Below are 26,581 nucleotides of genomic sequence, written 5' to 3'. Positions count from 1 at the left end.
AAGAACTTAAATTTATTATCTCTAAAATAAAAAAATATAAATTACAATATACTAAAACTACATTTTATCAACTAGAAATCTGGAAAACATTTGGAATAAATCCTTTCTATTGTTTTAATTGTAAAATTAAAATGAAAGTAAGAAGAATTTCATATTTTAATATATCAAAAGGCTCCATTTGTTGGAAAGAATATTGTTGGTAGCGCTGATTAAAATCAGCTTTTTTGTATTACAAAAATATTTATTTTTTCTTATTTTATTAAACTTCTAATAGAAATATTAACTAATTCCTTATTTTTCTCTTAAAAAGTCAAATTATAATTTCCTTATATATAAAAAAACTACACCCTCCATCTTAGATGTCTAAGATTTTGGGTGCAGTACATTACAACTAGCCTCTTTTTATTTTTAATAAAGATATGGTAAAATCAAACTCCATAGAGATATAGATATAACTGACATCACTGTACTAAATACTACTACCTTACTAGCAAAAATATAATCCCCATCAAACTTAGCCGCAAGTATTGCAGTAGTACTTCCCGCTGGCATACCACTCAATAAAACAACTACCCCTGTTCCCATATAATCTAAACCAAAGAGATAACAAATTGTTACAGCTCCAAGTGGAATTAAGAATAATCTAATAATTGTATATTTTACTAATAACCATGAGAAAATTGATTTTACATCATCTATCTCCCCTAACATAGTTCCTATTAATATCATAGAAATGCTTAAAGTACAATTTCCTACACTTTTTATAGTATATTCTATTGGAGCTGGGAATTTTATTGGAGATAACATATATAAAATTCCTATATATACAGCTATTATACATGGATGAAGTGCAACTCTTTTAAATACTTTCATTAGACTTTCAGCTTTAGTAAAACAAGATATTCCAGACGACCACATCACTATTCTTTGTGGAACCATAGCTATTGATGCATACATTACTCCCTCGGCTCCATATATACTCTCTACTATTGGTAATCCTAAAAAAGCTGCATTAGAACAGATAGTTGCATACTGTAATACTTTTCTCTTTCTTTCTTCAACGTTATTATACATTACTCTACTAAAAAGCATACAAATTCCTTGAGTTAAACATGCAAATAATAGAACTAATATAAATTTAATAAAAACTTCTAATGTAAATTTCATATTAAAAGAACTTATAATATTTGCTGGTAAAAATATATAAATTAATAAATCAGTTAAAACCCCTTTATTTTCTGGTTTTATTATTCCTTTTTTGCTGGCAATAGTCCCTATTGCTATTAATATAAATAAAATACATTGTAGGTTTAAAATTCTACTGATATCCACTAATTCCCTCCATTTGATAAAATATATAAAAGGTATGGTAAAATTACCATACCTTTTTTGTATACTTATATAATAAAATAAAATGCTTAAAAAATCAATATTTGTTTTAAATTTTAAAGTTTTATATATGAAATTTATTTCTCTCTAAATATATCAACTATTACCTTTTCTGTTTCTATCATACCTGGAGAAGCTATTCTTCCCATATTCATCATAGTTTTTTCTGGAGTATTTCCATTTATTCCATGTACATTAAAAATATATGTATTATTCATAGCCATCTCCACAGCTCTAAAAGCTGCATCTACTGCTACTATCCCCTTCATAGTACACCCTTGATTTCCTCCGTCACAAATCATACCTGTTATTCCAGCAGACATATTATTGATAATATTTGTAATCTCTTCTGCTCCTGCTCCTCTTAAATATCCTATACCACAAGCTACTCCTGTCCCACCAGCTATTCCACAACCACAAAACGCTGATAATCTTCCAGAATACTCTTTTATATATGTACAAATAAGATAACTTAACATAGTAGCTCTAATTAACTTTTCATCACTTATTTTATTGGCTCTACATTCTGCTAATAGTGGTAGTGTTGTTATTATTCCATGAGCTCCAGAACCTGTAATGCTCATAGCAGGTTTATTTAGTCCTAATACTCTAGCTTCAATAGCTCCATTACAAAGAAGTTGAGCTGTATTTAGTGAATTATCAGAAAAAATCTTCTCTCCATTCATCTTCCATAGTTGTTTTACAAATGTAGTTTTTTTATTATTTAATCCCTCTTGGAATAATATCATATTCATATCATGAGCTTTCATTACAAACTCTATCTCAGATATATCCACATTATCTATATACTTTAAAATATCTTTTACACTATATCTATGTAAAACTATTTCCTCTTTATTTTCCTCTTTTTTTTCTAATTCCTTTGAAAATATAGTTTCTCCATTTACAATTATCTCAACAATATTAGTATGTGTTCCTTCTATTCTTACAATAGAGTTTTCTTTTTGAGTAATTATTTCCACCTCTATAAAGATATCTGAGCTAATTCTATTTAACTCTACCTTTATCTTTCCTTCATCTATTAATTTTTGAGCTTTTTTATTATCCTCTTTAGTAACATCTTCTAAAGATTCTAACCCTCTATCTGCTTTCCCAGCTACTACTCCTAAAGCTGCTGCAAATAGATTTCCTACCTCATCAGAATTAGGTATCCCACAAGTAAAGGCATTTTTATATATTCCTGAATTTAGTCTTACTTTTACTTTTTCTATCTCTTCTGTTATATAGCTCTTAGCCTTTGCCACAGCAAAAGCAATAGCTCCAGGTTCTGTAACACCTAATGCTGGTTTCATATCCTCTTTTATTATCTCTGTTAAAATATGCATAATCCCCTCCTAATAGAAATGGATAGCTCAAAAATATCTTTCAAGCTATCCATACTATTATACACTATATTTTTGATTTATCTCTAAATATTTTAGTCATTTCCTAAATTTCTTTTTATCCAATCCTTTCCTTCTACTGCTCTTGTTACTAACATTGATGCCATAGTATCTCCACTAGCATTTATCATTGTTGCAAATGGGTCAACAAGATATCCTATTGTAGCTATAATTGGGAAAGCTTCTGCTGGGAACCCATACATAGTTACTATTAACATCTCTCCTATAAGTCCTCCACCAGGTACTCCAGACATAACTACTCCACCTACTACTGATAGAGCTAATGCACTTAGATATGTTCCTATTCCTTCAAATGGTATTTGGAAAATTCCAAATAGGAAAGAGATTTTTAATATTGTACTTAAAACTGTTCCATCCATATGAGCTGTTGCTCCTATCGGTAGAACTATCTCTCTAATATCCTTAGGTACTCCTATTTTTTTACAAGCTTCTAAATTTACTGGTAGTGTAGCTATACTACTTTGAGTGGCTACTGCTGTAATAGCTGGCGAGATAACATGTTTTAATGCTCTTATCCCCTCTTTTCCTGCTGCTATATATCCATATACTGGGAAAGCTGTGAACATATATACTAAACATAATGGATAATATACTGCTATCGCTCTAGCATATGAACCCAATAACTCTTTTCCATGTTCTCCTACTAAAGCTGCAAAGTATGCTCCTAATCCTATTGGTGCATAATACATTAACAATCCTATCATTTTTAAGAAAACTTCTGATAACGCTTCTAGTCCTTGAGCTATTGCTCTTCCCTTTTCTCCTATCATATTTACACAGATACCAAATACTATTGAGAAGATAATAAGTGGTAACATATTTTTTCTAGATATTAACTCTGGAAAGTCTGTAACTGTAATAGCTTTAACTATTTGGTCTCCAGTTTGGAAAGGTTTCAATGCTTCGGCAGCTGGCATCTCTAAAGCTACTCCTGCTGCAGGTGGAAATATTTTTACAACTACAAACACATAGAAAAATGCCACTACTCCTGTTCCAACGAAAATTAAAAATAGATTTTTCATAATTTTTCCTAATCTATTCATATCATTCATTCCAGCTATCGAGCTGCTGATAGTTATAAATACTAATGGCACAACTATCATAAACATACCATTTATAAATAAATCTCCAAGTGGTTTTAATTTTACAGCAGCTTCTCCAAAATGTATTCCTATTAGACTTCCTATTAAGATTGCTCCTATTAATAAAATAGAAAACTTATAAGCTTCCCATATACTTTGTTTTTTCTCTGACATAATCTCCTCCTCGAAAATATAGCTACCCAGTGTAAATTATAGTTTTAAACTGAGTAGCCTCTTCTCTTATCCTAATCTATTTAAAATCTCATTTACATCAAATGTTTTTGTTCCATCTTCTAATACTAAAAGAGGTATTCCTATTCCACCATTTTTTCTAACTTCTTCATACATAGCTTCAGTTTCTCTATATTGAAGATATTTTTTTAATGCTGATAAATCTTCAGATAAGTTAAAAAACTCTACCTCTATATTTTTTTCCTTTAATATTGCTAATGCATTTCTAGTATCCTCACATAGATGACTTCCTACAACTGTTACTTTCATCTTTTCCTCCCTTTTTCCTTCTAAATTTAATTTACTTACTTGCTAAGTATATAAGCAATTTTTATGCCGAAAAATATATTTTTTTCTTTATAATTTTTGTTCTCATATTATAATATATTCAACTTTTTCCAAACATTTATAAAAATAAAATAGGTAAAATAGTTTACCTATTTTACCTATTTACTCCTCTTTTAATAATTTTCTATAAGTTGATTCTATTCCAATAGCTCCCAATGGTGCAGTTACTAATACACTTAATATAGCTATTGCCTGCATTATCTCTCCACCTACAACTCCCATTTGCAATGGTATTCCAGCTTTAGCAGATTGAACTGTTGCCTTTGGCAGATAAGCTACCACACAAAATAATCTTTCCCTATAATTTAAATTTGTTCCTACTAGAGATATTAATACTCCAATTGACCTAATAGAAAGTGAGTAAGCTAAAATTGTTACTCCTATAAAGAAATATCCCCCTACTAATCTTGGATTTATTGCCATTCCTACAAAAGTAAAAAGATAAATTTTTCCATACTTCCAGATACTGTTCATTCCTTGATGTATCTCTCTATATCTCTCTCCTTGATAGTAACGAATAAAGAAACCAAAAGACATTATAGTTAAAAGTGAATTGTATAGAGCAAAATGGAATCTATTTTCTATAAATCTCAATACCAAACATATAGCAAAGGTAGTTATCAATCTATAGTTGATATTCTTTATTTTTAGGAAACTTCTATTTCCTATATATCCCATTCCCCAACCTATAAATACACTAGCTATAATAGAGATAGGAACCATTATTAACTGCGTCTTTATATCAGAATTTCCTCCATCTATTCTTTGAAAATATATTGCTAAAAAAGAGGTAAATAGAGTAATTGCTATTGAGTCATCTGCTGATGCACCTACTAACAAAAGTTGTGGAATTGATTTTTTTTGTCCCACTCTATTTTCTATTAAATTTACCATTGCAGGAACTAATACTGCTGGACTAACTGCTGCTATTATAAATCCTAAGATAGCTCCTTGTACAAAGGTAAAATCTAAAAATATTGTAGATAGATAGGCTATAGCAAATCCCTCTAAAGATGCTGGAATAATACTTAAACATATTGCTGGTCTACCTATTTTTTTCATCTGGTCAGCTCCTATTCCTAATCCTCCTATAAAAAGAACTGTTACTAGAGCAATATCTTTTAAAGTTGGAGCTATATTTAAAGCTAAACTAGGAACCTTGTTAACTCCATATGGTCCTATTAATAACCCAGCTACCATCATTCCTATAAGAGATGGAAGTTTTATCTTCTCAAATATCTTTCCTACAAAGTTTGAATAAAAAGCTAAAAAAATTAAAAATAGTAGTGTTAAAATATACTGCATAATTACCTCCTGAAAATAAAAAGACTCCTACCCTTAAAGAGTAGGAGTCATTAGCTTTCGCACTTAAAGGCGAACTCCATCGCCTATTATTTAATTTACGCCTTATTATATCATAATTTTTTAAAAAAATAAATAGTTTAATCTAATTTTTCTAAAAACTCTCTTCCTTTATTTGATATCTTATTCCCACGACGCCCTTTATATACCTCTATAAATCCTAAATCTTCTAATTTTTTTAGCATCCCTCTAATCTCTTGTTCTGTGAGAAAAATTTCTTGCTGCTTACACACCTCTAGTAATTTTTGTCTTCCACTACTCTCTCCTCTATTGCAACACTCATCTATTTTTCTCAGTAAAAATATATACTCTTCATATCTTTTTCCAAATATCTCTTTACAATACTCCTCTCTTCCTTGCTCCCTCTCCATTCTATCTCTATTTTTTTCCTCTTCATAGTACTCTCTTATAGCAAGAGGCATATCTTCAAATTCTATTATTTTTTCCTCCGTAAATCCTAAAAACTCTATATAATTTTTTAACTCCCTTATATTTCCTTCCCAATTATACATCTCAAAGGCTTTTTTAGCTTTAGAAGAAAATCTAAAGTCAGCTCCACTACTTCTCATAAATTTTTCAGTTAAAAGGTATAAGTCATCTTTTCTCTCTCTAAGAGGTGGAACAATAAGAGGAAATGCACTCATTCTATAGTATAAATCTTTTCTAAATTTTCCCTCTTTTACTAAATCTCTTAATTCCTCATTAGTAGTAGCTATTATTCTTACATCTACATTTATTACCTTATCTCCACCTATTCTCATCAACTCTTTCTCTTGAATTACACGAAGAAGTTTTACTTGTAAAGCTGGACTCATTCCCTCTAACTCATCTAAAAAGAGAGTTCCCATATGAGCAAATTCAAAAAGTCCAATCTTTCCTCCCTTTTTAGCCCCTGTAAAAGCTCCCTCTTCATATCCAAACAGTTCACTCTCAAGTAGGGTTTCTGGAATAGCTGCACAGTTTACTACTATAAATGGATAATCTTTTCTATGAGAATAATTGTGAATAGCATGAGCAAATAACTCTTTTCCTGTTCCACTCTCTCCTGTTATCAGAATATCTGAATCTATTCTTGCCATTTTTTGAGCTAAAGCCTTTAGTTTTAGCATAGAGTGATTTTCTCCTATAATATCATCAAAAGTATATTTTGCTTTATGTCCCTTATTTAAAAGTTGTCTTCTCAACTCATTTTGCTTTTTCTCTTCCTCTTTAAATTCTTGGAATATTGCAAAAGCTCCCATATAATGTTCTGCTTTTATTATAGGTATAACTGAAAGATTTATATACTCTTCTCCTATTTTTACTAACCTATTTTTAATTTCTTCTTTCTTCTCTTTTACCTCTCTAAATGGAATGTTAGGTAGTAACTCCTCTGCATTGTTTCCTAATACAGCTCCACTTCTTTTATTTAATATTTTCTCTGCTCCTTCATTACAAGAACATAAGAAGTTATCTTTATCCACTCCTAAAATAGCAATATTAGTTGTCTTCATCAAAAGTGAAAACTGACTCTCTGCTTGTGTTGCCTTTTCTACTATTTTACTTAAGCTATAATCATTAGTAGCTACTGTATCTAAATACTCTCTTATTTTTTTATAATACAATATATGTTCAAACTCAAGTTTTAAAGCTATCTCTATTATTGTATTAGCATCTAATATTCTATGTCCTATATCTATGATTTTTCTATCTAGTACCTCTTTTGGCAATAGCTGAGTTTCTGCTGGAGTCATTACTATATCTCCCTCTGGAAATATCTCCATCTTTGGATAAGCTGGAATAAACTCTATATTATTTACCCCTAAGTGATACATCATTGAGATTATTTCAATACACATCTTAAAGCTTACATTAAAAAATATAACCTTTGTACCATAAGAAAAACTTTTTAAAAATTTTAACATCTCCTTTGATACAGTTAAATCTGCTATTACTATATTGTTATTTTTTAAAAACTCTTCATCTAAAAATTCATAGGCACTACTTGAAAGAAGATATAAATCTGCCTTTGTTAGATTATTTATACTTCCATCTTCAATACTATATATTTCACTTTGTGCTAATCCTTCAAATATTAAATCTACTTGCTCTTTCATAGCACTTCTTATCTCTTTAGCATTTGTTATAATAGCAATCTGTTTTTTCATACTTATTCCTCTTAATTTTTTCTTTAAATTATACCATATTTTATAAGAAAATCTTTAAAGAAAAAAGAGGACAATTATTTTAAAAATAATCATCCTCTTCAAAATTATAATCTATAAAAAATTAATAAACTTTATTGTATAATTTTTCAATATCTTCTAAAGTTACATCTTTAGGATTTCCACCTGTACATACATCAGCTAATGCATCTTTTGATAATTTTGGAAGTCCCTCTTCTGGAATATTTATCTCTCTTAAAGTTTGAGGAATTCCTACATCAATAGCAAGTTTTCTTACCGAATCTACAGCTGCTTGTGCTGCTTCCTCTTTACTCATTCCAGTTGTATCTACACCCATAGCTTTTGCTATATCTCCATATTTTTCTATACATGCAGACATATTAAATTCCATTACTGTTGGTAGAAGTAGTGCATTTGCTACTCCATGAGGAATATCATATACAGCTCCTAGTGGATGTGCCATAGAGTGAACTATTCCAAGTCCTACATTTGAGAATCCCATTCCTGCCACATATTGAGCTATACTCATTCCTTCCATATCCTCTAAATTTTTATTAGCTACCGCTCCTCTTAAATGCTTAGCTATTAATTCAATAGCTTTTATCTCAAACATATCTGAAATTATATGAGCTCCCTTTGTAATATATCCCTCTATTGCATGAGTTAAAGCGTCCATTCCTGTTGCTGCTATTGTTCTATTTGGCATTGTAAGCATAAGTTCAGCATCTACTATTGCTACTAATGGTATATCCTTAGGGTCTACACAAACTATTTTTCTATTTTCATCTTCTAGAGTTATTACGTAGTTGATTGTTACTTCTGCTGCAGTTCCACAAGTAGTTGGCAATGCAATTATTGGCACACATTTAGTATGAGTTGGAGCTACTCCTTCTAATGATTTTATATCTTCAAACTCTGGGTTATTTTTTGTAATAGCCACTGCCTTAGCTGTATCTATTACAGAACCTCCTCCCACTGCTACTATAAAATCTGCTCCTGCTTTATTAAATGCTACTAATCCCTCTTTACAGTTTTTTACTGTTGGATTTTGTTTTATATCTACATATACATCATAAGGTATATTTGCATCATCTAAAACTTTTTTTACTTTATCTAATACTCCACAACTCTCAAGTATTTTATCACTTACTAATAGAGCTTTTTTATATCCTCTAGCTTTTACCTCTGTTGCTAGATTTTCTCTACTCCCTATTCCAAAATAACTTGTTTCATTAAGTATGTATCTTGCTATTGCCATATCTTTTCCTCCTAATATTTTTAAGAAATTTTCCCTCTAATTTAAATATAATACTTTATTTTATTTTTTTCAAGTCCCCTTTCAATATTTTTATAGAAAAAAGTAGTGGAATAACTCCACTACTTCTTTTTTTGTTATATTTACTTTAAGTTTCTTATGGCCTTCTCTATTTTTTCCATTGCTTCCTCTACCATATATCTAGGACAAGCAACATTCATTCTAAAAAATCCTTTTCCATTCTCTCCAAATGTAGCTCCATCATTCATAGCTACTTTAGCTTCATTGATTAGGAAATCTTGTATCTTATCTTGAGGAATACCCACACCATTAAAGTCTAACCACATAAGGTAAGTTCCCTCTGGCTTAGCTGTTTTTATCATAGGTAGTTTTTCATTTATAAAATCTATAACATATTGCATATTTCCATCTATATGCTCAATAAGTTGCTCTAACCAATTTTCACACTTTTCATAAGCTGCTTCAAAAGCTACTAAACTAAATGGGTTATTTCTTTTTACATCCATTTTACCTAAAATATCATCAAACTCTTTTCTCTCTTCTGCTCTTGGGAAAGTTGCAAAAGAAGCTTGAAGTCCAGCTAAGTTAAATGATTTTGTTGGAGAAAATAGTGTTATAGTTATATCTTCTATCTCTTTACTTAATGAAGCCATAGGAATATGTTTATGTCCAGGCATAATTAAATCTCTCCAAATCTCATCAGCAAGTATTCTTACATTGTATTTTCTACAAAGTTCTCCCATTTTTTCTAACTCATCTTTTTTCCATACTCTTCCAACAGGGTTGTGTGGATTACATAAGATAAATAGAGTTACATCTTCACAAGAAAGTTTTTTCTCTAAATCTTCAAAGTCTACTGTATAGTATCCATTTTCATCTTTTACAAGATTATTCTCTACCAAAGTTCTTCCATTATCCTTTACTGATGAAGCAAATGGTGGATATACAGGAGATTGTATTAAAATCTTGTCAGTTTCCTTTGTCAACATTTTTACAAGTATAGACATACTTGGAACAACACCTGGACTATGAATTAATGTAGCTGGAGATATCTCATAACCAAATCTTTTCTTCAGCCAATTTGCTGCACTCTCATAATATGAATCTGGTCTATATACATATCCAAATATCTCTTGTTCTAATTTATTTCTCATAGCTTCAAGTATCTCTGGAGCTGTTTTTATATCCATATCAGCTACCCACATTGGAGTTAAGTCATTTCTTCCAAATTTCATTCCCATTTCTGCCCATTTAGCTGAATGGTTTTCACTTCTATCTATTCTTTCATTAAAGTTATACTTCATTTCTCCTCCTAAAACTATCTAATCTTTTACTATAAATATAGCAACTTCTATGCCATTAGTATAATTTTAACTTTATATTAAAATTATACATTTTTTTCTCTTCTAAAGCTAATAATTTTTCTCAATAGGGTAATTAGGTTTTTTACTCTCCTATTAATTCTTTTTCATATTTGCCTTTAAATCTCCTATAACTTTTCTTACAACTAGTAGTCCAACTATAAAAGTACAGATATCAGCAAACGGTTGACAATATTGTAATCCTCTTATTCCAAAAATATTTGGTAAAATAAATAGTGCTGGAATTAAAAATATTCCCTGTCTTCCCATTGCTACAAGAGTAGCCCAAAATCCATATCCAATAGATTGAGTAAGCATATTAGCCATAACAATAGAAGCTTGAATTGGTAAAGTCAAACATTGGTAACGAAGAGCAACTGTTCCTATCTCTATTACTTCTAAATCCTCTTTTCTAAAAAGAGCAATTATCTCTGGAGCAAATATAAAGCATATTATTCCTAATATACTTAATAATACAACCCCCACCTTTAGGCAAAAATGATAAGCTTCTAATACTCTATCATATTTTTTAGCTCCATAGTTAAATCCACAAACAGGCTGGAATCCTTGTCCAAATCCTAAAAGAGATGAATTTATAAACATCATTATTCTCACTGTAATTGACATTGCTGCTATTGCTGCATCTCCAAATGGACTAGCACAAACATTCAGTGCTACTGCTGCCATACTTGCCAACCCTTGACGTGATAATGTTGGAAGTCCAGCTTTTAAAATCTCTTTATATACCCATAATTTAAAAGTAAATTTACTCAACTTTATAGTAACATTCTTTTTATTTCTTTGACTCATAAATAGCAAAATACTAAAACTTACAAATTGACTAAAAATTGTAGCAATAGCCGCCCCAGATATTCCCATATTAAATTTAAATATAAGGATTGGATCAAGTATCATATTCAGTATTCCACCTGTTGCAAGTCCTAACATAGAGTAAAAAGCATTTCCTTGAGACCTATGCAAATTATTAAGAACAAAGGCACAACACATATATGGAGTAGCTATCAATATATATTTTGCATAATCCTTAGCATAGGGAGCTATTGTTGGAGTAGCTCCTAACATATTTACAAATTCATCTAAGAATAGTAATCCTAAAATGGCAAGTATTGCTCCTAAAGTCATAGCTGTAAAAAAAGCTGTAGCTGCTGCCCTATGTGCACCATCACTATCTTGTCTTCCCAAACTTCTAGAAACATAATTTCCACTTCCCATCCCTAATGTAAAACCTATAGCTTGAATCATTGCCATAAGTGAAAAATTTATTCCTACTGCTGCTGAAGCTGATGTTCCTATTTGACTTACAAAAAAAGTATCTGCCATATTATAGATAGATGTTACTAACATCGTTATAATTGTAGGAATTGCTAGTCTTGGAATTAATCTGGAAATCTTAGTTTCCGTCATACGAATATACATTTCATTACTACTCATTCTCTTACTTTTATCTCCTCACTTTTATATTTTTTTATATTATAACATAATTTTTAAATCTTTCTTTAAATAAAAAGAAAAAAGAGAAGTTTTACCTTCTCTCTTTTAATAAAATTCATATATTTTATTTTTCCATTTCTTTTAAAACATAATATAAACGTTTAAATTTTTGATATTTTTTCATAAAAATGTTTATTTTCGGAATTTGGATATTTCGTATCAATAACTTGGATTAACTTCTCACAAGCTTCATTTACAGAATGAAAACACCTATCTCCTACAGCTGCTAAAATTGCAGCTCCAAAAGCAGGTCCCTCGGTAGAATTAATAGTCTCTACTTTCAAATTAAATATATCAGCTATCATTTGTTTCCAAAGATTACTTTTGGCTCCACCACCACTAACTCTTATAGTATCCGTACAAACTCCTGTACCTTTAATTAATTCTAAAGAATCTCTTAGTCCAAAAGTTATTCCTTCTAAAACACTTCTTGTCATATCTGATCTTTCATGTTGAATATTTAATCCAATAAAAGCTCCTCTTGCATCAGGATCATTATGAGGTGTTCTTTCACCAGTTAGATATGATAAAAATAGTAATTTTTCATCAAATTTACTATTCTTAGCTTCTTCCTCTACAAAGTATGTATAATCTTTGCTCTTATTTACTCCTTCTATCCACCATTTTAATGCTCCAGCTGCAGAGAGCATAACCCCCATTTGATGATATCCACCATTAGCATGACAAAACGAATGTAATCTAGCCTCACTTTCTGCTCTGTAAGAAGAGCTATTTGCAAAAACAACTCCAGATGTTCCCAAAGCCACTGATAAAACTCCGTCTTTTACAACTCCTACAGCACCTGTAGCTTGGTCTCCTCCACCTGCTATTATTTTAACCTCTTCATTAAATCCATATTTTTGTGCTATATTTTTTTTATCTTTCCTATACATTCATAAGATTCAAACAATTTAGGAAGTTGCTTCTCAGTAATCCCCAACTCTTCTAATATCTCTTGACACCATTTTCTATTTTTTACATCTAAAAGAAGTGTTCCTGAAGCATCTGAAACATCAGTAGAGTAAACACCACTAAGTTTAAAAGCTAAATAATCTTTCGGTAACATAATTTTATTAATCTTTTTAAAATTTTCTGATTCATTATTTTTTAACCATAAAATTTTAGGAGCAGTAAATCCTGTTATAGCTATATTTCCTGTTAAATCTATTAATTTTGACCCAAATTTTCTATTTAAAAACTTACACTCTTCTACTGTTCTTTGATCACACCATAATAAAGCTGGTCTAATAACTTTATCTTCATCATCTAAAAAAACTGATCCATGCATTTGTCCACTAAAACTAATTGCTCTCACTAGTGATAATTCTTCTGAAGTAAATTCTAAAAAAGCTTCAAAAGTTTTTTCTACCCAATCATCTGGATTTTGTTCTATCCAATTTTCTTTAGGAAATAAAAGTGGATATTCTTTAGAAACAGTTTTTAAAACTTTCCCTTCTGGGTTCATCAATAATAACTTTACTGCTGATGTTCCTAAATCAATTCCTATATACATAAGCCTACCTCATTGATTATTCATAAATATATCTATTTAAAATATTTTCTAACATCTCTTGTCTTCCAGAAGAATTTTTCTTAACTCCATTTGTTAAAGCATATTTTGAAAGTTCTTCAAATCCCACTTCTCCATTAACAATTTGTTTTCCTATACCAGTTGTATATGAACTATATCTTTCAACTTTAATTTTCTCAAAAGTTCCATCTTCAATTAATTTCGCTGCAACTTTTAATCCTTTAGCAAAAGTATCCATTCCTGAAATATACGCATAGAATAGATCTTTTGGTTCGAAAGAACCTCTTCTTACTTTAGCATCAAAATTTAATCCTCCTTCTTTAAATCCACCAGCTAAAAGTGTTTCATACATAGCTAAAACTGCATCATATACATTTGTTGGAAATTGGTCTGTATCCCATCCTAATAACATATCTCCTTGGTTAGCATCTATACTTCCAAATACACCATTAATTCTTGCTGTACACAATTCATGTTGGAAAGTATGTCCAGCTAATGTAGCATGATTTGCTTCTATATTCATTTTAAAATACTTATCTAAATTATATTTTCTTAAGAATTCAAGTACTGTTGTAGTATCAAAATCATATTGATGTTTTGTTGGTTCTTTTGGTTTTGGTTCTATAAAGAACTGCCCTTCAAATCCTATTTTTTTAGCATAATCTACTGCCATTTGTAAAAATCTTGCAAGATTATCTAACTCTAATCCTATGTCTGTATTTAATAGTGTTTCATATCCTTCTCTTCCACCCCAAAATACATAACCTGTTCCATTTAATCTTTTAGTAATTTCTAAAGCTTTTTTAGTTTGAGCTGCTGCATAAGCAAATACATCTGCATTACAACTTGTTGCAGCTCCATGCATGAATCTTGGATGACTAAACATATTTGATGTTCCCCAAAGTAATTTTATTCCTGTTCTTTTCATCTCTTCTTCTATTAAATCAACGATCTCATCTAAGTTTCTATGGTACTCTTCTAATGTTTCAGCCTCTGGAGCTATATCTTTATCATGAAAACAGAAATATTCAAGTCCTAATTTTTCCATAAATTCAAAACCAGCTTTTACTCTAGCTTTTGCTTTTTCCATTGGAGTATACTCATTCCACTCTCTATCCATAGTTGCATTTCCAAATGGATCTGTTCCCTCTCCTGTTAATGTATGCCAATATGACATTGCAAATTTAAGGTGATCTTTCATCTTTTTTCCTAATATTACTTCTTCAGGATTATAATGAGCAAATGCTAATAAATTATTTGTTTTTACACCTTCATATTTTACTTTATCAATTCCTTTAAAAAATTCCATATAAACCCTCCTTTTAAAAATTTGACTTTTATATAAAAAAGTTATATCATTAAAAAATGATATAAATAATTGAGGTGAATTAATGTACCAATTAGAACAAAAAAAAGGAATGATTTAGATTTTTTAAATTTTATATATAAAAATAAAAATTTTACAATTTCTCAAGCAAGTAAAGGATTAAATTTAACTTATCCAACCTCTAAAAGATTAGTAGAAGATTTTTTAAAAGAGGGAATAATTTTACAATCTGATGAAATTATGCATACACCTGGACGCTCTTCAGTATCATTTCTTGTAAATACTGATAAGTTCTACTCAATCGGAATCCAGATCGAGTTAAAAAAAATTAGCTTTATTCTAATTGATCTTCTTGGAAGAATAAAAAAAGAAAGGACAATTCTTAATTTAGAATATAATAATAATACTTTTTCTCAAATCTTATCCTCTCTTTTCAATGAATTTTTTAATGAAATTGATAAAGAGATTAAAGATAAAATTTTGGGAATTAGAATCTCTTTTCCAGGAATTGTAGATAGAAAAAAATTAAAAATTTTAGATGGAATAAACTTAAATTTAAAAAATATAGATTTAAATGATATATTTAAAAAATATGATTTAAATGTTTATTTAGAAAATGATGCTAATGCTTGTATTTATAGCGAAAAAATTCTTGGAAAAGCTCAAAAGGATGAAAATTTTGTTGTTATTTCTATTGGAAGTGGAATAGGAGCTGGAGTATATATTAATTCTCACTTACATCATGGAAATAATAATTTATGCGGAGAGTTTGGACATATCTCCATTGATTATTCTGGAAAAAAATGTAATTGTGGAAATAGAGGATGTTGGGAATTATATGTTTCTGAAATTGCAACAGAAGAGGAGCTTAATAGGGTTAGTACTAAAGAACTTTCTTTTATTTTTGATAAAGAACAAAATAAAGAGTTCGTAGAAAAATATATTAATTTTTTTAGTATTGGTTTAAGTAATATACTTTTAACTTTTGATATCAATAATATTATAATTAGTGGAAATTTAGCAAAATATATTGAAAAATATCAACAAGATATTTTAAAAAATATTCAAAAAAATATTTTCTTTAAAAATTATCCTCTTAATATTTTATGTTCTAATTTAAATGAGCGTTCAAGTATACTTGGAGCAGCATTAATTCCTATTTCTGATTTTTTTAATTTGGTTAATAGCGATTAAATTATTTTATCTAAAAAATTAGTAAATTAAAAGAGCAAGGATACTCTATAACTTTTAGTAACTTGCTCTCTTTTTATTTTTTATTTCACTTCAAAGTTCATAATACTAACTTCTTGAAGATTTTCATTTAAAGCTGCTGTAGAAAATATTAATACTGAATTCCAATAAATTGTGTGCTCATTTGTTGTCCATTCATATCCTGAGTCAACATAATCTCTAGCATTGAATTTAGATAGTTCCGCACCTTGAAATTGGTTTGGTCCTCCTGCAAAATATCCCTTTGGAATCTCTAATATCCCATCATAATTATATATGTTGCTATATGTATGACTTAAACAATTTTCTCCATATCCTGAAACATAACTAAATGCTAATGGATTTACTCCTAAGAAATAGTTCATATTAGTTCTCATCATAGCTATAGTTCTATCATTATCCTTTCCTAGAACCTTATTTCCTACATATAGATCCATCAATGTAGTTCCTATAACTGAGTTACTTCCCCATACATAGTCATTTTCTCCTAACACAGTTTTCCATGGGTTATTTACAGTTTTTTCAAATACATCATCTGACCATGATGTAAACTTCTCTTTAAACCATTCTTTTACTTCAGAAGCAGGATTTTTAGAGCTTAAGTATGCATAAAAAGCAACTTTTTCCATATTTCCCCAACCATGTCCATTTTTTTCAGCTTCAAAGCTTTCTTCAAAATTTCTATAGTTATTTAAGAAATATTCGTCGTATTTTTTTTCTCCAGTGGCTCTATATAATTCTGCTGCTGCCCATAATCTATTATCAGTATCATTTCCATCATAATATGGTTCATTCGGCATAGAGATTATTAAATTTGAATTTTTTTCTAAGTATTGGTATCCAAATTTTGCTGCTTTAAGTAATTTTTCAGCATATTCTTTATCTATATTTTTAAATACTGTATAACCATGAGCTAAAGCAGCAACAACATCTGCTGTATGAGTTGTTGGTTTTACATTAGTCATTGTTCCATTTTTATCCTGGATATATCTATCCATTGTTAAAGCTATATCTGGTGTACCATCATAGTTTTGTGCCCATACATGAGAATATACTCCTCCTGTATCTTTATCTTGCATTTTTAATAAGAAATCTAATTCCCATCTAATTTCATCTAATAAATCTGAAACTCCATTTCCACTTTCTGGTATAAAATCTTTTTTATCTCTAAATTGATTTGGAAACATTTCATATGCCCATAAAAGTTCTGTTACCGCAGTAGCTCCAGCATTTGTGTATTTTCCATAATCTCCAGCATCATACCATCCACCAGAAACATCATATCTTTTTGAGCTCTCTCTTTGAGAATTTAGAGGAACACTTCTATCTTGTGGTAGTCCTTCTCCTCTTGCAAATAGTTTTCCAACATATTTTTCTTCAATTATTTCATTTCCTCTTTGAAGATAATAATATTTAGTTATATCTTCCAATAAAGGTTTATATATGTTATCTCCTATTGTAAATTTCTGAGATTTTCCTACACCTTCAACCTCTAAAAAATACGTTCCTGGAACTTTAATATCACTGAAGTCAGCTTTTAGTATTCTATCTCCTGATACAACTGAATCATCATCACAAATCAGCGACAATTTTCCTGTATAAATCACTTTATCTTTAGTATCTTTTACTCTAAAAATTGTTCCTACTGGAGTTGTGAATTTATGTGCAAATCCACTTATTAAAGCATATTTATCTGCATTTAAATGATATCCTACTTGATTTACTTTCACAGGATTTTGTGAAGTTTCATCATCTGAAGTTATTATTCTTACATCATTTATCCATACTTCAACAGGTTTTTCTGTTACCCCATTATCAACTTCCTTAAAAATAAGCTGTCTAAAAGATCTTAAATCTGCTTCTCCTGATAAATTCATCACATCCTTTAATGGAATAGAAATATGTTGCCATTCTTTAGTTATTTCAAACTGCGTGTCTGTTCTAAAAGAGACTATATCAATATCTCCTTTTCCATCTGTTCTCTTTCCACCAAAAGAGAGTTCAAATACTTCTCCCCCTTTTGCTCCTTTTATATTAAACTCTAATGTTCCATTGGCAACATATGGTTCTAAATTCATAGCATTCCAACCTTTTGGTACTATTGAACATAACCATTGATTTTCATTTATTGAAGTCTTTATGTGTAATGAAGGTAAAGAGTTATATGTCATATTTTTATCTACAGGTAAAAACCCTCTTTCATCTAACTCTTGTCCTCCTTCCATTGACCATCCACCTAAAACTTCATTAGTAAAAAGAATTAAATCATTTTGTTGATATTTTTTATCTATTGAAAGTTTAGCTATTTCTACTTCCTTTGTTCCCTCTTTAGTATTCACATTTCCACAACTTGTTGCAAGTAAAGTAATAGCTAATAAAAACATAATTTTACCTTTAGCTTTTTTTTTCATTCTAATCCCTTCTCAAATATTTTATAATTTCTCTCCATTGCTAGCTATTACATCTTTATACCAGAAATAACTTGCTTTTTTCTTTCTCTCTAAATTATTCTTTCTATCTACATAGATAAACCCATACTGTTTCTTATATCCATTTAACCAGCTTAATAGATCTATATATGACCAAGTACAATATCCTAGTAGATCCACTCCTTCTTCTATAGCTTTTTCACAAGCTATTATATGCTCTCTTAGGTAATCTATTCTTGGAATATCTTGTATATTTCCCTCTTCATCTATTGGATCTACAGCTCCTAATCCATTTTCACTAATTATTATAGGAAGATTGTATCTCTCTTTTAACTGAACCATTCCATATCTTAATCCATCTGGATCTATTGCCCAATCCCAATCAGTATATTCTAAGTTAGTATTTCTAACATTTTTAAATAACCCTGGTACTCCATTCTCCTTTTGACTATTTTTCTCTCCAGTAGTATTCATACCATTGTATCCTACTCCCTCTTTATTATCAGCTATCATTTGGGTACAGTAATAATTAATTCCTATAAAATCAGATTTTGCTGACTTAAGAAGTTCCATATCTCCATCTAGTATCTCTGGAGCTCCATATTTTTCTTGATTATATTTTAACATATCTGCTGGATATTCCCCTTTGAAATATGGATCAAACCACCACCATACATTATAGTTATAGTATTTCTCTAAAGCTAATTTATCCTCTTCAGATTCTGAAGCTGCATAAGCTGGTCCATAAGCTATACTCGATCCTATCATCCCATTTGGAACTATCTCTCTAAATAACTTAATTGCTTTTGCATTAGCTAAAGCCGTTATGTGCCCAGCATTTAACTCTTTCTTTCTATCTTTTAATCCAGGTGGATGTAAAGCTATTCCATATCCTAATCCTATAAAAACATTTGGCTCATTCATTACAATCCAATATTTTACTCTATCTCCAAAGTTTTTAAAACATACTCTTGCATACTCTACAAAATCATCTATTATCTCTCTTGATTCCCAACCTGCATACTTATCTTGAAGAGCTTGAGGTAAATCCCAATGGTAAAGAGTTATCATAGGTTCAATGTTGTATTTTAATAGTTCATCTATTAGATTGCTATAAAACTCTATTCCTTTTTCATTTATTTTTCCTGATCCCTCTGGAAAAATTCTTGTCCAAGCAATACTGAATCTATAAGTTTTTAATCCCATTTCAGCCATTGTTTTTACATCTTCTTTATATCTATTGTAATGATCTGCTGCTATGTCTCCATTTGTTCCTTCAAATGTTGTTCCAGGTAATTTTGAATACAGATCCCATATAGATGGTCCTTTTCCATCTTGATTCCATGCTCCTTCTACTTGGTAAGCTGCTGTAGCACTTCCCCATAAAAAATTCTTTGGAAAACTCATAATATCACTCCTAATTTTATTAATTATTTTCATAAGCTTTTTCTTCTTCTAAAATTTTATTATCAAATGCTTTAAAAAATGGTAAATATATTATTAAGCCTATAACGATTAATAGAATTTGTAAAATAACATATCTAAATGAACCTATAGAAGCTAAATATCCACTTATTAAAGGTGGTGTTGTCCATGGGATTGAAATTCCTGGTAATTTTGGCAATACTCCCATAGCAATACTAAAATAACCAATAAGTCCTGTTATAATAGGTGTTATAAAAAATGGAATTATTAAGTACGGATTCATAACTATAGGTAATCCAAATATAATTGGTTCATTTATATTAAAACACGCTGCTCCAACTGAAATTCTTCCTACCTCTTTAAGTTGTTTACTTTTAGAAACAAAAGCCAATAGAAATGCTAGAGCAAATGTTCCTCCTCCACCACCAAGACTTATAAATATATCAAAAAATGGTCCTCCTAATACATTAGGGATCTCTTTTCCTGCTTCATAAGCAAGTCTATTTTGATCTCCTAATAATCCAAGCACTGGTCCTATTGTTCCTAAAATAATTGTTGATCCATGTAGTCCTGCTATCCAGAATAATTGAATTATAGCAACTATTATAGCTAATCCCCACCAGCTTCCTACCAATATTTTTAGTGGAGTCGTTAAAATTACTTTTAATAACTCGTGAACATTTTGAAAATCAGTACTTTCTAATATTAAACGTATGATTAAAGTTCCTATCATTAAAGCTAAAGTTGGAATTAATGCAACAAATGATCTTGCAACTGCTGGTGGAACATTATCAGGCATCTTTATAACTATATTTTTTCTAATAAACCATGTATAAATCTCAACTGATATAAGTGAGGCTATTATCGCTCCAAATAATCCTGCACTTCCTGTATATACTAATGGAATAGCCTCTACACTGGTATTCATAAATGAAACTTTATATGGAGTCAATATCATAAACGTCATTAATGCAAGAGCAACTGATGAAAGACAGTCTACTTTATTTTTTTCAGCTAATCTATACGCTATTCCAATACATCCAAATATAGACATAATATCAAAAGTTGCTCTTACAGGATAGAGAACTTTTCCCATCCAGGTATCTCCAAATATACCTAACATAAAGTCATAGTACCCAGGTATTGGTAAAAAAGCTAAAATCATAAAGATAGAACCTGCTATTGTTAAAGGCATAGATAAAATTAATCCATCTCTTATTGCTTGTAAATGTTTTTGTCCACCTATTTTCCCAGCTATTGGCATAAATTTTTCTTCTAAAAATACATTGAACTTATCAAATAAACTCATATTTTCCTCCTAATTTTTTCTTTCTTTTTCACTTAAAATAAAATGATATACTGCACCTATTTTTCCAGAATCATTTAAAAATTTACATCTCTCTAATTTAGGCATTTCTAAAGGACAGACATCTTTTTTTATAGTTTCTACTTTTTTCTCTATAATTTCTATAAAATCTTCCCTTTTTGTTATCTCTCCACCTATAAGTATTTTTTCAGGATTTAAACTAACAGCTAAGTTATAAATTGAATAAGCTAAGGATGTATAAAATTCTTCAATTACCTCTGTCGCAATTTTATCTCCATTTTTAGAAAACTCAAATATCTCTTCTCCTCTTAACTCTTCCCAATTCATATTTTTCTTCTTAGCATAAGCTTTTATTAATCCACCTCTTACACTTCCAGACATACTAAGACTTGCTTCTTCATAATTTTCTCTTCTATCAGTTATCATAAATCCAAATTCTCCAGCAGCAAATCCCCTTCCTCTTACCATCTTTCCATCTATATATATAGCTCCACCTACTCCTGTTCCAACAGTTAGACAAAGAAAATTTTCACATTCTTTAGCATTCCCTAGCCATTTTTCTGCTAGTGCTACACAATTTACATCATTTTCCAACTCCACAGGAATCCCTATATATTTTTCTAATTCACTTTTAAAAGGAAAATCATATAAATCATATAGAGCTCCACCTGTAATCATATGTCCTCTTTTTACATCTATTACTCCAGGCATGCTAAAAGCTAGCCCATCTATTTTGTCTCCTTCATTTTGAAATTTTTCAACTACTTCTTTTACTCTTTTAAAGATTGTATCTTTATTATCTTGAGTATCTATACTACCACTCTTTAGAATCTCTCCTCTTTCATTTATTAAAGAATATTTTGTTTTAGTTCCTCCAACATCAAAACTTAAGTACATATTTTTTCTCCTTTTAGAAACCGCTTTCCTTATTTTCTAAAATGAAAGAGAAACTATGTTTCTCTTTCATAAAGCTTTAATTCTCCATTATAAACATTTGTTTTTATTTTTTCTCCAGCTATTAATTTTAAAATAGCCTCTACAGCTTTATCAGCCATTTTATCTAAATTATATCCTATAGTTGTAATTCTAGGTCTATAAAGTCTTGAAATTTGGTTATTGTCAAATCCTATCAATTTAACCTTCTCATAAGCTATATCATTTTCTGTTAAAGCTTCTAAACAACCTATTGCCATCTCATCATTAGCACAAAATATCCCTTCTGGAATATCTCCACTTTTTATCAATTGAGTAAATATTTTTTTAGCTATTTCTAACTGAAACTCTCCTTTTAGTACTTTAGATACTATCCCATTTCCATCTAGTTCATCTAAAAAACCTTCTTCTCTTTCTAAACCGGCCAATTTATTTTCTTGTCCTGCAAAATGATAGATAGTTTTAAGCCCTTTTTCTAATAAAAATTTAGCTGCTAATTTTCCTCCATTATAATTATTTGAATTAATTAAAAATACATTTTTAGAATGATGCTCAGTTTTATAATCAAACATTACCAAGTTATATTCATTCTCTATTAGATTTTCTATTTCAGGTTCATCTAAGGTAGCCCCTATTATGATTGCTCCTTGAATAGTTCCATTATCTATTAATTGTTTTATTCTAATTTTCTCTTCACTAGTTTTAATAAGAGAAATTAAAACCTTTACATCTCTTTCTTCTGATTTTTCAACAATTAAAGCAATTATATATTGGAAAAAATAACTTCCTAGTCCACCTTTATCTAAGATAAATATTCCTATTACTTTATCCCTTTTCCCAGCTAAATTTCTAGCTTGAATATTAGGTTCAAATTCATATTTTTTTATAACCTTCATTATTTTTTCTTTTGTTGATTCTGGTATTCCTGGATAATTATTTATAACTTTAGATACTGTTGATTTTGAATATCCAGCCAATCTAGCTATATCATCAATTTTTATAGAACTCACCTCTTTTTTTACTTCTATAATTGATGATAAACGTTTTTTTTATTCTTGTCAAGTATTTTACCACCATGCTGAAACTTGGAAACCTGTAAGTACATCTTCTACTGTTGATTTTGTTGTTACTCCGTTTTCTCTTCTTTCTGTTTTATCTCCTATATAAGTAACAAATAATCTCAATGATGTTTCGGCATTTCCAACATAATATTTCAATTGTGGTCCAGCTGAAATTTTATATAATAGATGATCTTCAGTAGTTCCTGAATAGCTTTCAGTATCCTTACGAGCTATACCAGCCTCCATCCATAAATCTAAGTTCTGATTTATATAGTAGATTGGTCTTAAAACTAAAGCATCAGTTTCTAAGTCTTTTGCTCTCCATGATCCAACATATGGAGACATATTTGTTGGGTTATCTACATCATGCCAGTATGACACAGTTTTTCTTGCCTCTATATTTTGAGCACGTAAACCTCTATAACTTACTAACATATGAGTTCTATCTCCAAGTCTTACTGTTCCTCCCAATCCTAATTGATAAGTTACAGCATCATTAGCAGCTCTTTTATTAGCATCTGTTTCGATCTTTCCTATTCCTTCACCTGCTAATATTCCAGTAGCATATTGTAAGTAGTGTTGTCCCTTTCCTTCTAATCCAAAGAAATTATCCGGTTGATAGTAAAGTCCTGCATAAAAACCATCATCTGCAGCATCTCTATTCCAATTTTCTAAATTATTTTTATATTTTTTTATTTTATCATTATCAGTTGCATGGGCATACATTACCTCTCCAGAGATATCTCCATGTGTATATTTTGCTTTATATGCTCTTACATCTTCAGCTTTCTTTCCCTCAATATTTGAAAGTTCTCCATCTTTAAAATCATTTGATATATATGTTAAATTTAAAGATCCATTCCAAAGCCTTATTCCTTCTAATCCTAGTCCAGTTCCTTTCACATCTTGATAGTAATAATCTAAGATTTCAACCTGTTGTGCATCCCATTTTTTCTTACCGGCAACTATTTTAGCATCTTTAAATGCTCCTGTAAACATTGGAACATTTCCCATTTCTATATATAATTCTGTAAGATCAATTTTATAATCTCCTACATTATTATCATAGTTATCACTCCAGTTCTCTAATTGAACAACTAATTTTGTCCATGCACCATTACTTTGAGTAAATTTTTTAGAAAAGTTGATGTTGAAGTTTGTATCATACTCATTTCCCCATCTTCCAAGAAGCTCTTTATTTTTACTATTTCCAGTTTGATTTCCATGTTTCATATCTCCATCAGCACCAGTTCTAAGGTATCCATGAAATTGTAACTCATCATCTTGATTTTTAGTTTTCTCTTGAGTTGCTAAACTTAATTTTTTTTCATTCTTTTTTATATCAAGCTTTTGTTTTTTCAACTCTTTATTTTGCTCAGCAATTATTTGTTCTAATTTTTCTATTCTTTGTTCTAAAGTTAATTCTCTATCTTCTGCTAAAGTTGGTATAGCTAATGCACATAATAAACTCACTAATAAAAATTTTTTCATTATTTATCCTCCACTTTTATTCCTAAATCATATACTTTTATTGAATCTATCTCTAATGTTTGTGGGAATACATCTGCATCTACTCCTTGTTGTCCTCCCCAAGCTCCACCAACAGCTATATTTAATATTAGATAGAATTTTTGGTCAAATGGCCAAGCATCTTTACCAGAGTTTTCATTTTGATAAGTAAAATATAATGTATCATCAAAATAAACTTTTATAACTTTTGGTGTCCACTCTAATGAATAAGTATGGAAAGTATCAGACACTTCTTCTCCTTTAATTTGAGCACTTTTTTGATTTGAATTTTTCCAATAATATTTTTCTGTATGAACTGTACCATGGATTGTATCCTGATCAAATCCAACATGCTCCATTATATCAATCTCTCCACTTTTTGGCCAATCTCCATATAAAGAATCTGTTGGCATCATCCAAATAGCTGGCCAAGTTCCTTTTCCTTTAGGTAATTTAGCTTTAACTTCTATTCTTCCATATAGAAAATCTTTTTTACCTCTAGTCACTAATCTTGTTGAAGTATATTCATTTTTATCATATGCTTCATTCCAAGCTGTTATTGTTAATTTTCCATCTTCTACATAAACATTGTCTGGATTTTTTTCAGTGTAATATTGTAATTCGGCATTTCCCCAACCGTTTCCACCTACATCATATCCCCAGTCACTCTCTTTAGGTAATCCTTCATAATTAAATTCTTCTTCCCATATTAAATTTCCAAAATATTTTTCTATTTTAATATCTTTTAGCCCTTGTTTATTTCCTACTTTTTTTATAGTTATTTTTCCATCTTTAGTTGATTCACCAGTATTTTTTAGCAAACACTCTCTATTATTTTTATCTAATTCAAAAGTTTTCCCATTTTGAATAGCTACTACATACTTTTCTTCTGCTGCTATATTTCCATCAATCTTTACTAAATAATCTGAATCCTCTTCAAGAACCATAGTTTTTACAAATTCTTTTCCTGATTTTAAAGATTTCACTGTATTTATATCTTCAGTTGTTAAAATATTTTCTCCAATTCCTGTTACTTTATATTTGTGTTGTACTTGGAATTTTGTTAAATTTATCATTCTATTTACATCTATCATTCCAGTTTTTTCTAAGTTTACTTCACTTAATTTTACAGTTTCATCTGTTTTTGTAAACCAAAATTCAAATCTTGCTTTTTCATCAGCTTCAGCCAACATTTCAAAATCAAATGTGTATTCTTTTTGTTTTGGAGATATTTTTATATCTTTTTGCCAATAACCATAGTAACCTCTTTCTCCATCTGCTCCTATTTTTATTGTAATCTCTGTTTCTTTCTCTACATTTGCTTTAAATTTTAATTGATATATACCACCAGCTTCTAATTTTAAAGGGGCTTGAATAACCTGTAATCCATGTGTTGGTGCTTTAGTATTTTTAGAAATCGCAACCAAATCCCCATTTATTATTTCAATATCTCCAATTCCACCAGAATTTTCATATTTTATCCACGATCCTTCTGTATTAACTGTTCCTATATTATTAGGAATAGCTTTAGATAATGGTTTTTCAAAAGATGGATTTTGTAAGATATTTGCTCCTAATACTAACTGTGAAAAAAGTAGTGATATTATCATTGCAGATTTTCTTATATTCATTTTCTCCTTCTCCTTATATCTTCTTTTT

The 26,581-nt window shown here is 29.8% G+C and carries 20 protein-coding genes and 1 riboswitch; of the genes, 1 reads left to right on the top strand and 19 read right to left on the bottom strand.

Translation table 11 applies throughout. From position 1 onward, the window contains the following. Positions 1 to 408: 408 nt before the first annotated feature. The 12 genes from FMAG_RS01325 to xylA all read right to left on the bottom strand — a co-directional run bounded on the left by FMAG_RS01325 (position 409) and on the right by xylA (position 14,990). The gene (locus FMAG_RS01325) at positions 409 to 1,332 is read right to left on the bottom strand and encodes an AEC family transporter (RefSeq protein ID WP_005883332.1); all 924 of its coding nucleotides are present in this window, start codon (positions 1,330 to 1,332) and stop codon (positions 409 to 411) included. Positions 1,333 to 1,466: 134 nt separating this feature from the next. Next, the gene (locus FMAG_RS01320) at positions 1,467 to 2,735 is read right to left on the bottom strand and encodes an L-cysteine desulfidase family protein (protein WP_005883330.1); all 1,269 of its coding nucleotides are present in this window, start codon (positions 2,733 to 2,735) and stop codon (positions 1,467 to 1,469) included. A gap of 92 nt (positions 2,736 to 2,827) precedes the next feature. Further along, the gene (locus FMAG_RS01315) at positions 2,828 to 4,069 is read right to left on the bottom strand and encodes a dicarboxylate/amino acid:cation symporter (RefSeq protein WP_005883328.1); all 1,242 of its coding nucleotides are present in this window, start codon (positions 4,067 to 4,069) and stop codon (positions 2,828 to 2,830) included. A 66-nt stretch (positions 4,070 to 4,135) separates the two neighbouring features. Beyond that, on the bottom strand, positions 4,136 to 4,396 hold the full coding sequence (locus FMAG_RS01310) for a glutaredoxin (protein WP_005883326.1): 261 nt from the start codon (positions 4,394 to 4,396) through the stop codon (positions 4,136 to 4,138). A gap of 180 nt (positions 4,397 to 4,576) precedes the next feature. Then, a complete protein-coding gene (locus FMAG_RS01305) occupies positions 4,577 to 5,779 on the bottom strand; it encodes a cation:proton antiporter domain-containing protein (protein WP_005883324.1) in 1,203 nt (400 codons plus the stop codon). 34 nt (positions 5,780 to 5,813) lie between these two features. Then, positions 5,814 to 5,872, bottom strand: a riboswitch (Fluoride riboswitch). 44 nt (positions 5,873 to 5,916) lie between these two features. Beyond that, positions 5,917 to 7,983, bottom strand: a complete 2,067-nt coding sequence (locus FMAG_RS01300) for a sigma-54 interaction domain-containing protein (RefSeq protein WP_005883322.1) — start codon at positions 7,981 to 7,983, stop codon at positions 5,917 to 5,919. Positions 7,984 to 8,104: 121 nt separating this feature from the next. Further along, a complete protein-coding gene (fucO, locus tag FMAG_RS01295; protein WP_040493653.1) occupies positions 8,105 to 9,253 on the bottom strand; it encodes a lactaldehyde reductase in 1,149 nt (382 codons plus the stop codon). 146 nt (positions 9,254 to 9,399) lie between these two features. Further along, positions 9,400 to 10,581 (bottom strand): MalY/PatB family protein, encoded by a 1,182-nt coding sequence (locus FMAG_RS01290; protein ID WP_005883319.1) that lies wholly within the window; start codon positions 10,579 to 10,581, stop codon positions 9,400 to 9,402. Positions 10,582 to 10,734: 153 nt separating this feature from the next. Further along, the gene (locus tag FMAG_RS01285; RefSeq protein WP_005883318.1) at positions 10,735 to 12,090 is read right to left on the bottom strand and encodes an MATE family efflux transporter; all 1,356 of its coding nucleotides are present in this window, start codon (positions 12,088 to 12,090) and stop codon (positions 10,735 to 10,737) included. A 161-nt stretch (positions 12,091 to 12,251) separates the two neighbouring features. After that, positions 12,252 to 13,043, bottom strand: a complete 792-nt coding sequence (locus FMAG_RS13895; RefSeq protein WP_222609689.1) for an FGGY-family carbohydrate kinase — start codon at positions 13,041 to 13,043, stop codon at positions 12,252 to 12,254. Then, complete coding sequence (locus FMAG_RS13890; protein WP_217702328.1) at positions 13,016 to 13,663, bottom strand: FGGY family carbohydrate kinase; 648 nt, start codon at positions 13,661 to 13,663, stop codon at positions 13,016 to 13,018. The genes FMAG_RS13895 and FMAG_RS13890 overlap by 28 nt, the downstream gene beginning before the upstream one ends. A gap of 16 nt (positions 13,664 to 13,679) precedes the next feature. Continuing rightward, a complete protein-coding gene (gene xylA, locus FMAG_RS01275; protein WP_005883317.1) occupies positions 13,680 to 14,990 on the bottom strand; it encodes a xylose isomerase in 1,311 nt (436 codons plus the stop codon). A 258-nt stretch (positions 14,991 to 15,248) separates the two neighbouring features. On the opposite strand from xylA, the gene FMAG_RS01270 reads away from it, so the two are divergent. After that, positions 15,249 to 16,202 (top strand): ROK family protein, encoded by a 954-nt coding sequence (locus FMAG_RS01270; RefSeq protein WP_005883316.1) that lies wholly within the window; start codon positions 15,249 to 15,251, stop codon positions 16,200 to 16,202. Positions 16,203 to 16,282: 80 nt separating this feature from the next. Here the strand turns inward: FMAG_RS01270 and FMAG_RS01265 are convergent, their stop codons facing one another. Genes FMAG_RS01265 through FMAG_RS13515 form a run of 7 tightly spaced genes read right to left on the bottom strand, consistent with a single transcriptional unit; the run spans position 16,283 to position 26,553 of the window. Continuing rightward, a complete protein-coding gene (locus FMAG_RS01265; RefSeq protein ID WP_005883314.1) occupies positions 16,283 to 18,649 on the bottom strand; it encodes a glycoside hydrolase family 9 protein in 2,367 nt (788 codons plus the stop codon). A 21-nt stretch (positions 18,650 to 18,670) separates the two neighbouring features. Then, a complete protein-coding gene (locus FMAG_RS01260; protein WP_005883312.1) occupies positions 18,671 to 20,074 on the bottom strand; it encodes a glycoside hydrolase family 1 protein in 1,404 nt (467 codons plus the stop codon). Between the two features lie 19 nt (positions 20,075 to 20,093). Next, entirely contained in the window at positions 20,094 to 21,401 is a 1,308-nt protein-coding gene (gene celB, locus FMAG_RS01255; RefSeq protein ID WP_005883311.1) for a PTS cellobiose transporter subunit IIC, read from the bottom strand. Positions 21,402 to 21,410: 9 nt separating this feature from the next. Beyond that, positions 21,411 to 22,316: an ROK family protein gene (locus FMAG_RS01250; RefSeq protein ID WP_005883310.1), complete on the bottom strand. Its 906-nt coding sequence runs from the start codon at positions 22,314 to 22,316 to the stop codon at positions 21,411 to 21,413. Positions 22,317 to 22,369: 53 nt separating this feature from the next. Then, positions 22,370 to 23,362, bottom strand: coding sequence for a LacI family DNA-binding transcriptional regulator (locus FMAG_RS01245; RefSeq protein WP_005883309.1), 993 nt, complete (start codon positions 23,360 to 23,362; stop codon positions 22,370 to 22,372). Between the two features lie 57 nt (positions 23,363 to 23,419). Further along, positions 23,420 to 24,904 (bottom strand): carbohydrate porin, encoded by a 1,485-nt coding sequence (locus tag FMAG_RS01240; protein WP_005883308.1) that lies wholly within the window; start codon positions 24,902 to 24,904, stop codon positions 23,420 to 23,422. Next, positions 24,904 to 26,553 (bottom strand): family 16 glycosylhydrolase, encoded by a 1,650-nt coding sequence (locus FMAG_RS13515; protein WP_005883307.1) that lies wholly within the window; start codon positions 26,551 to 26,553, stop codon positions 24,904 to 24,906. Before FMAG_RS13515 ends, FMAG_RS01240 begins: the two co-directional genes overlap by 1 nt. Between the last annotated feature and the right edge of the window lie 28 nt (positions 26,554 to 26,581).

Origin of the sequence: Fusobacterium mortiferum ATCC 9817 (assembly GCF_000158195.2) — a bacterium.
Classification (GTDB): Bacteria; Fusobacteriota; Fusobacteriia; order Fusobacteriales; family Fusobacteriaceae; genus Fusobacterium_A; species Fusobacterium_A mortiferum.
The sequence above is the reverse complement of the archived record's forward strand: the minus strand, read 5'-3'. Positions and strand labels throughout refer to the sequence as shown.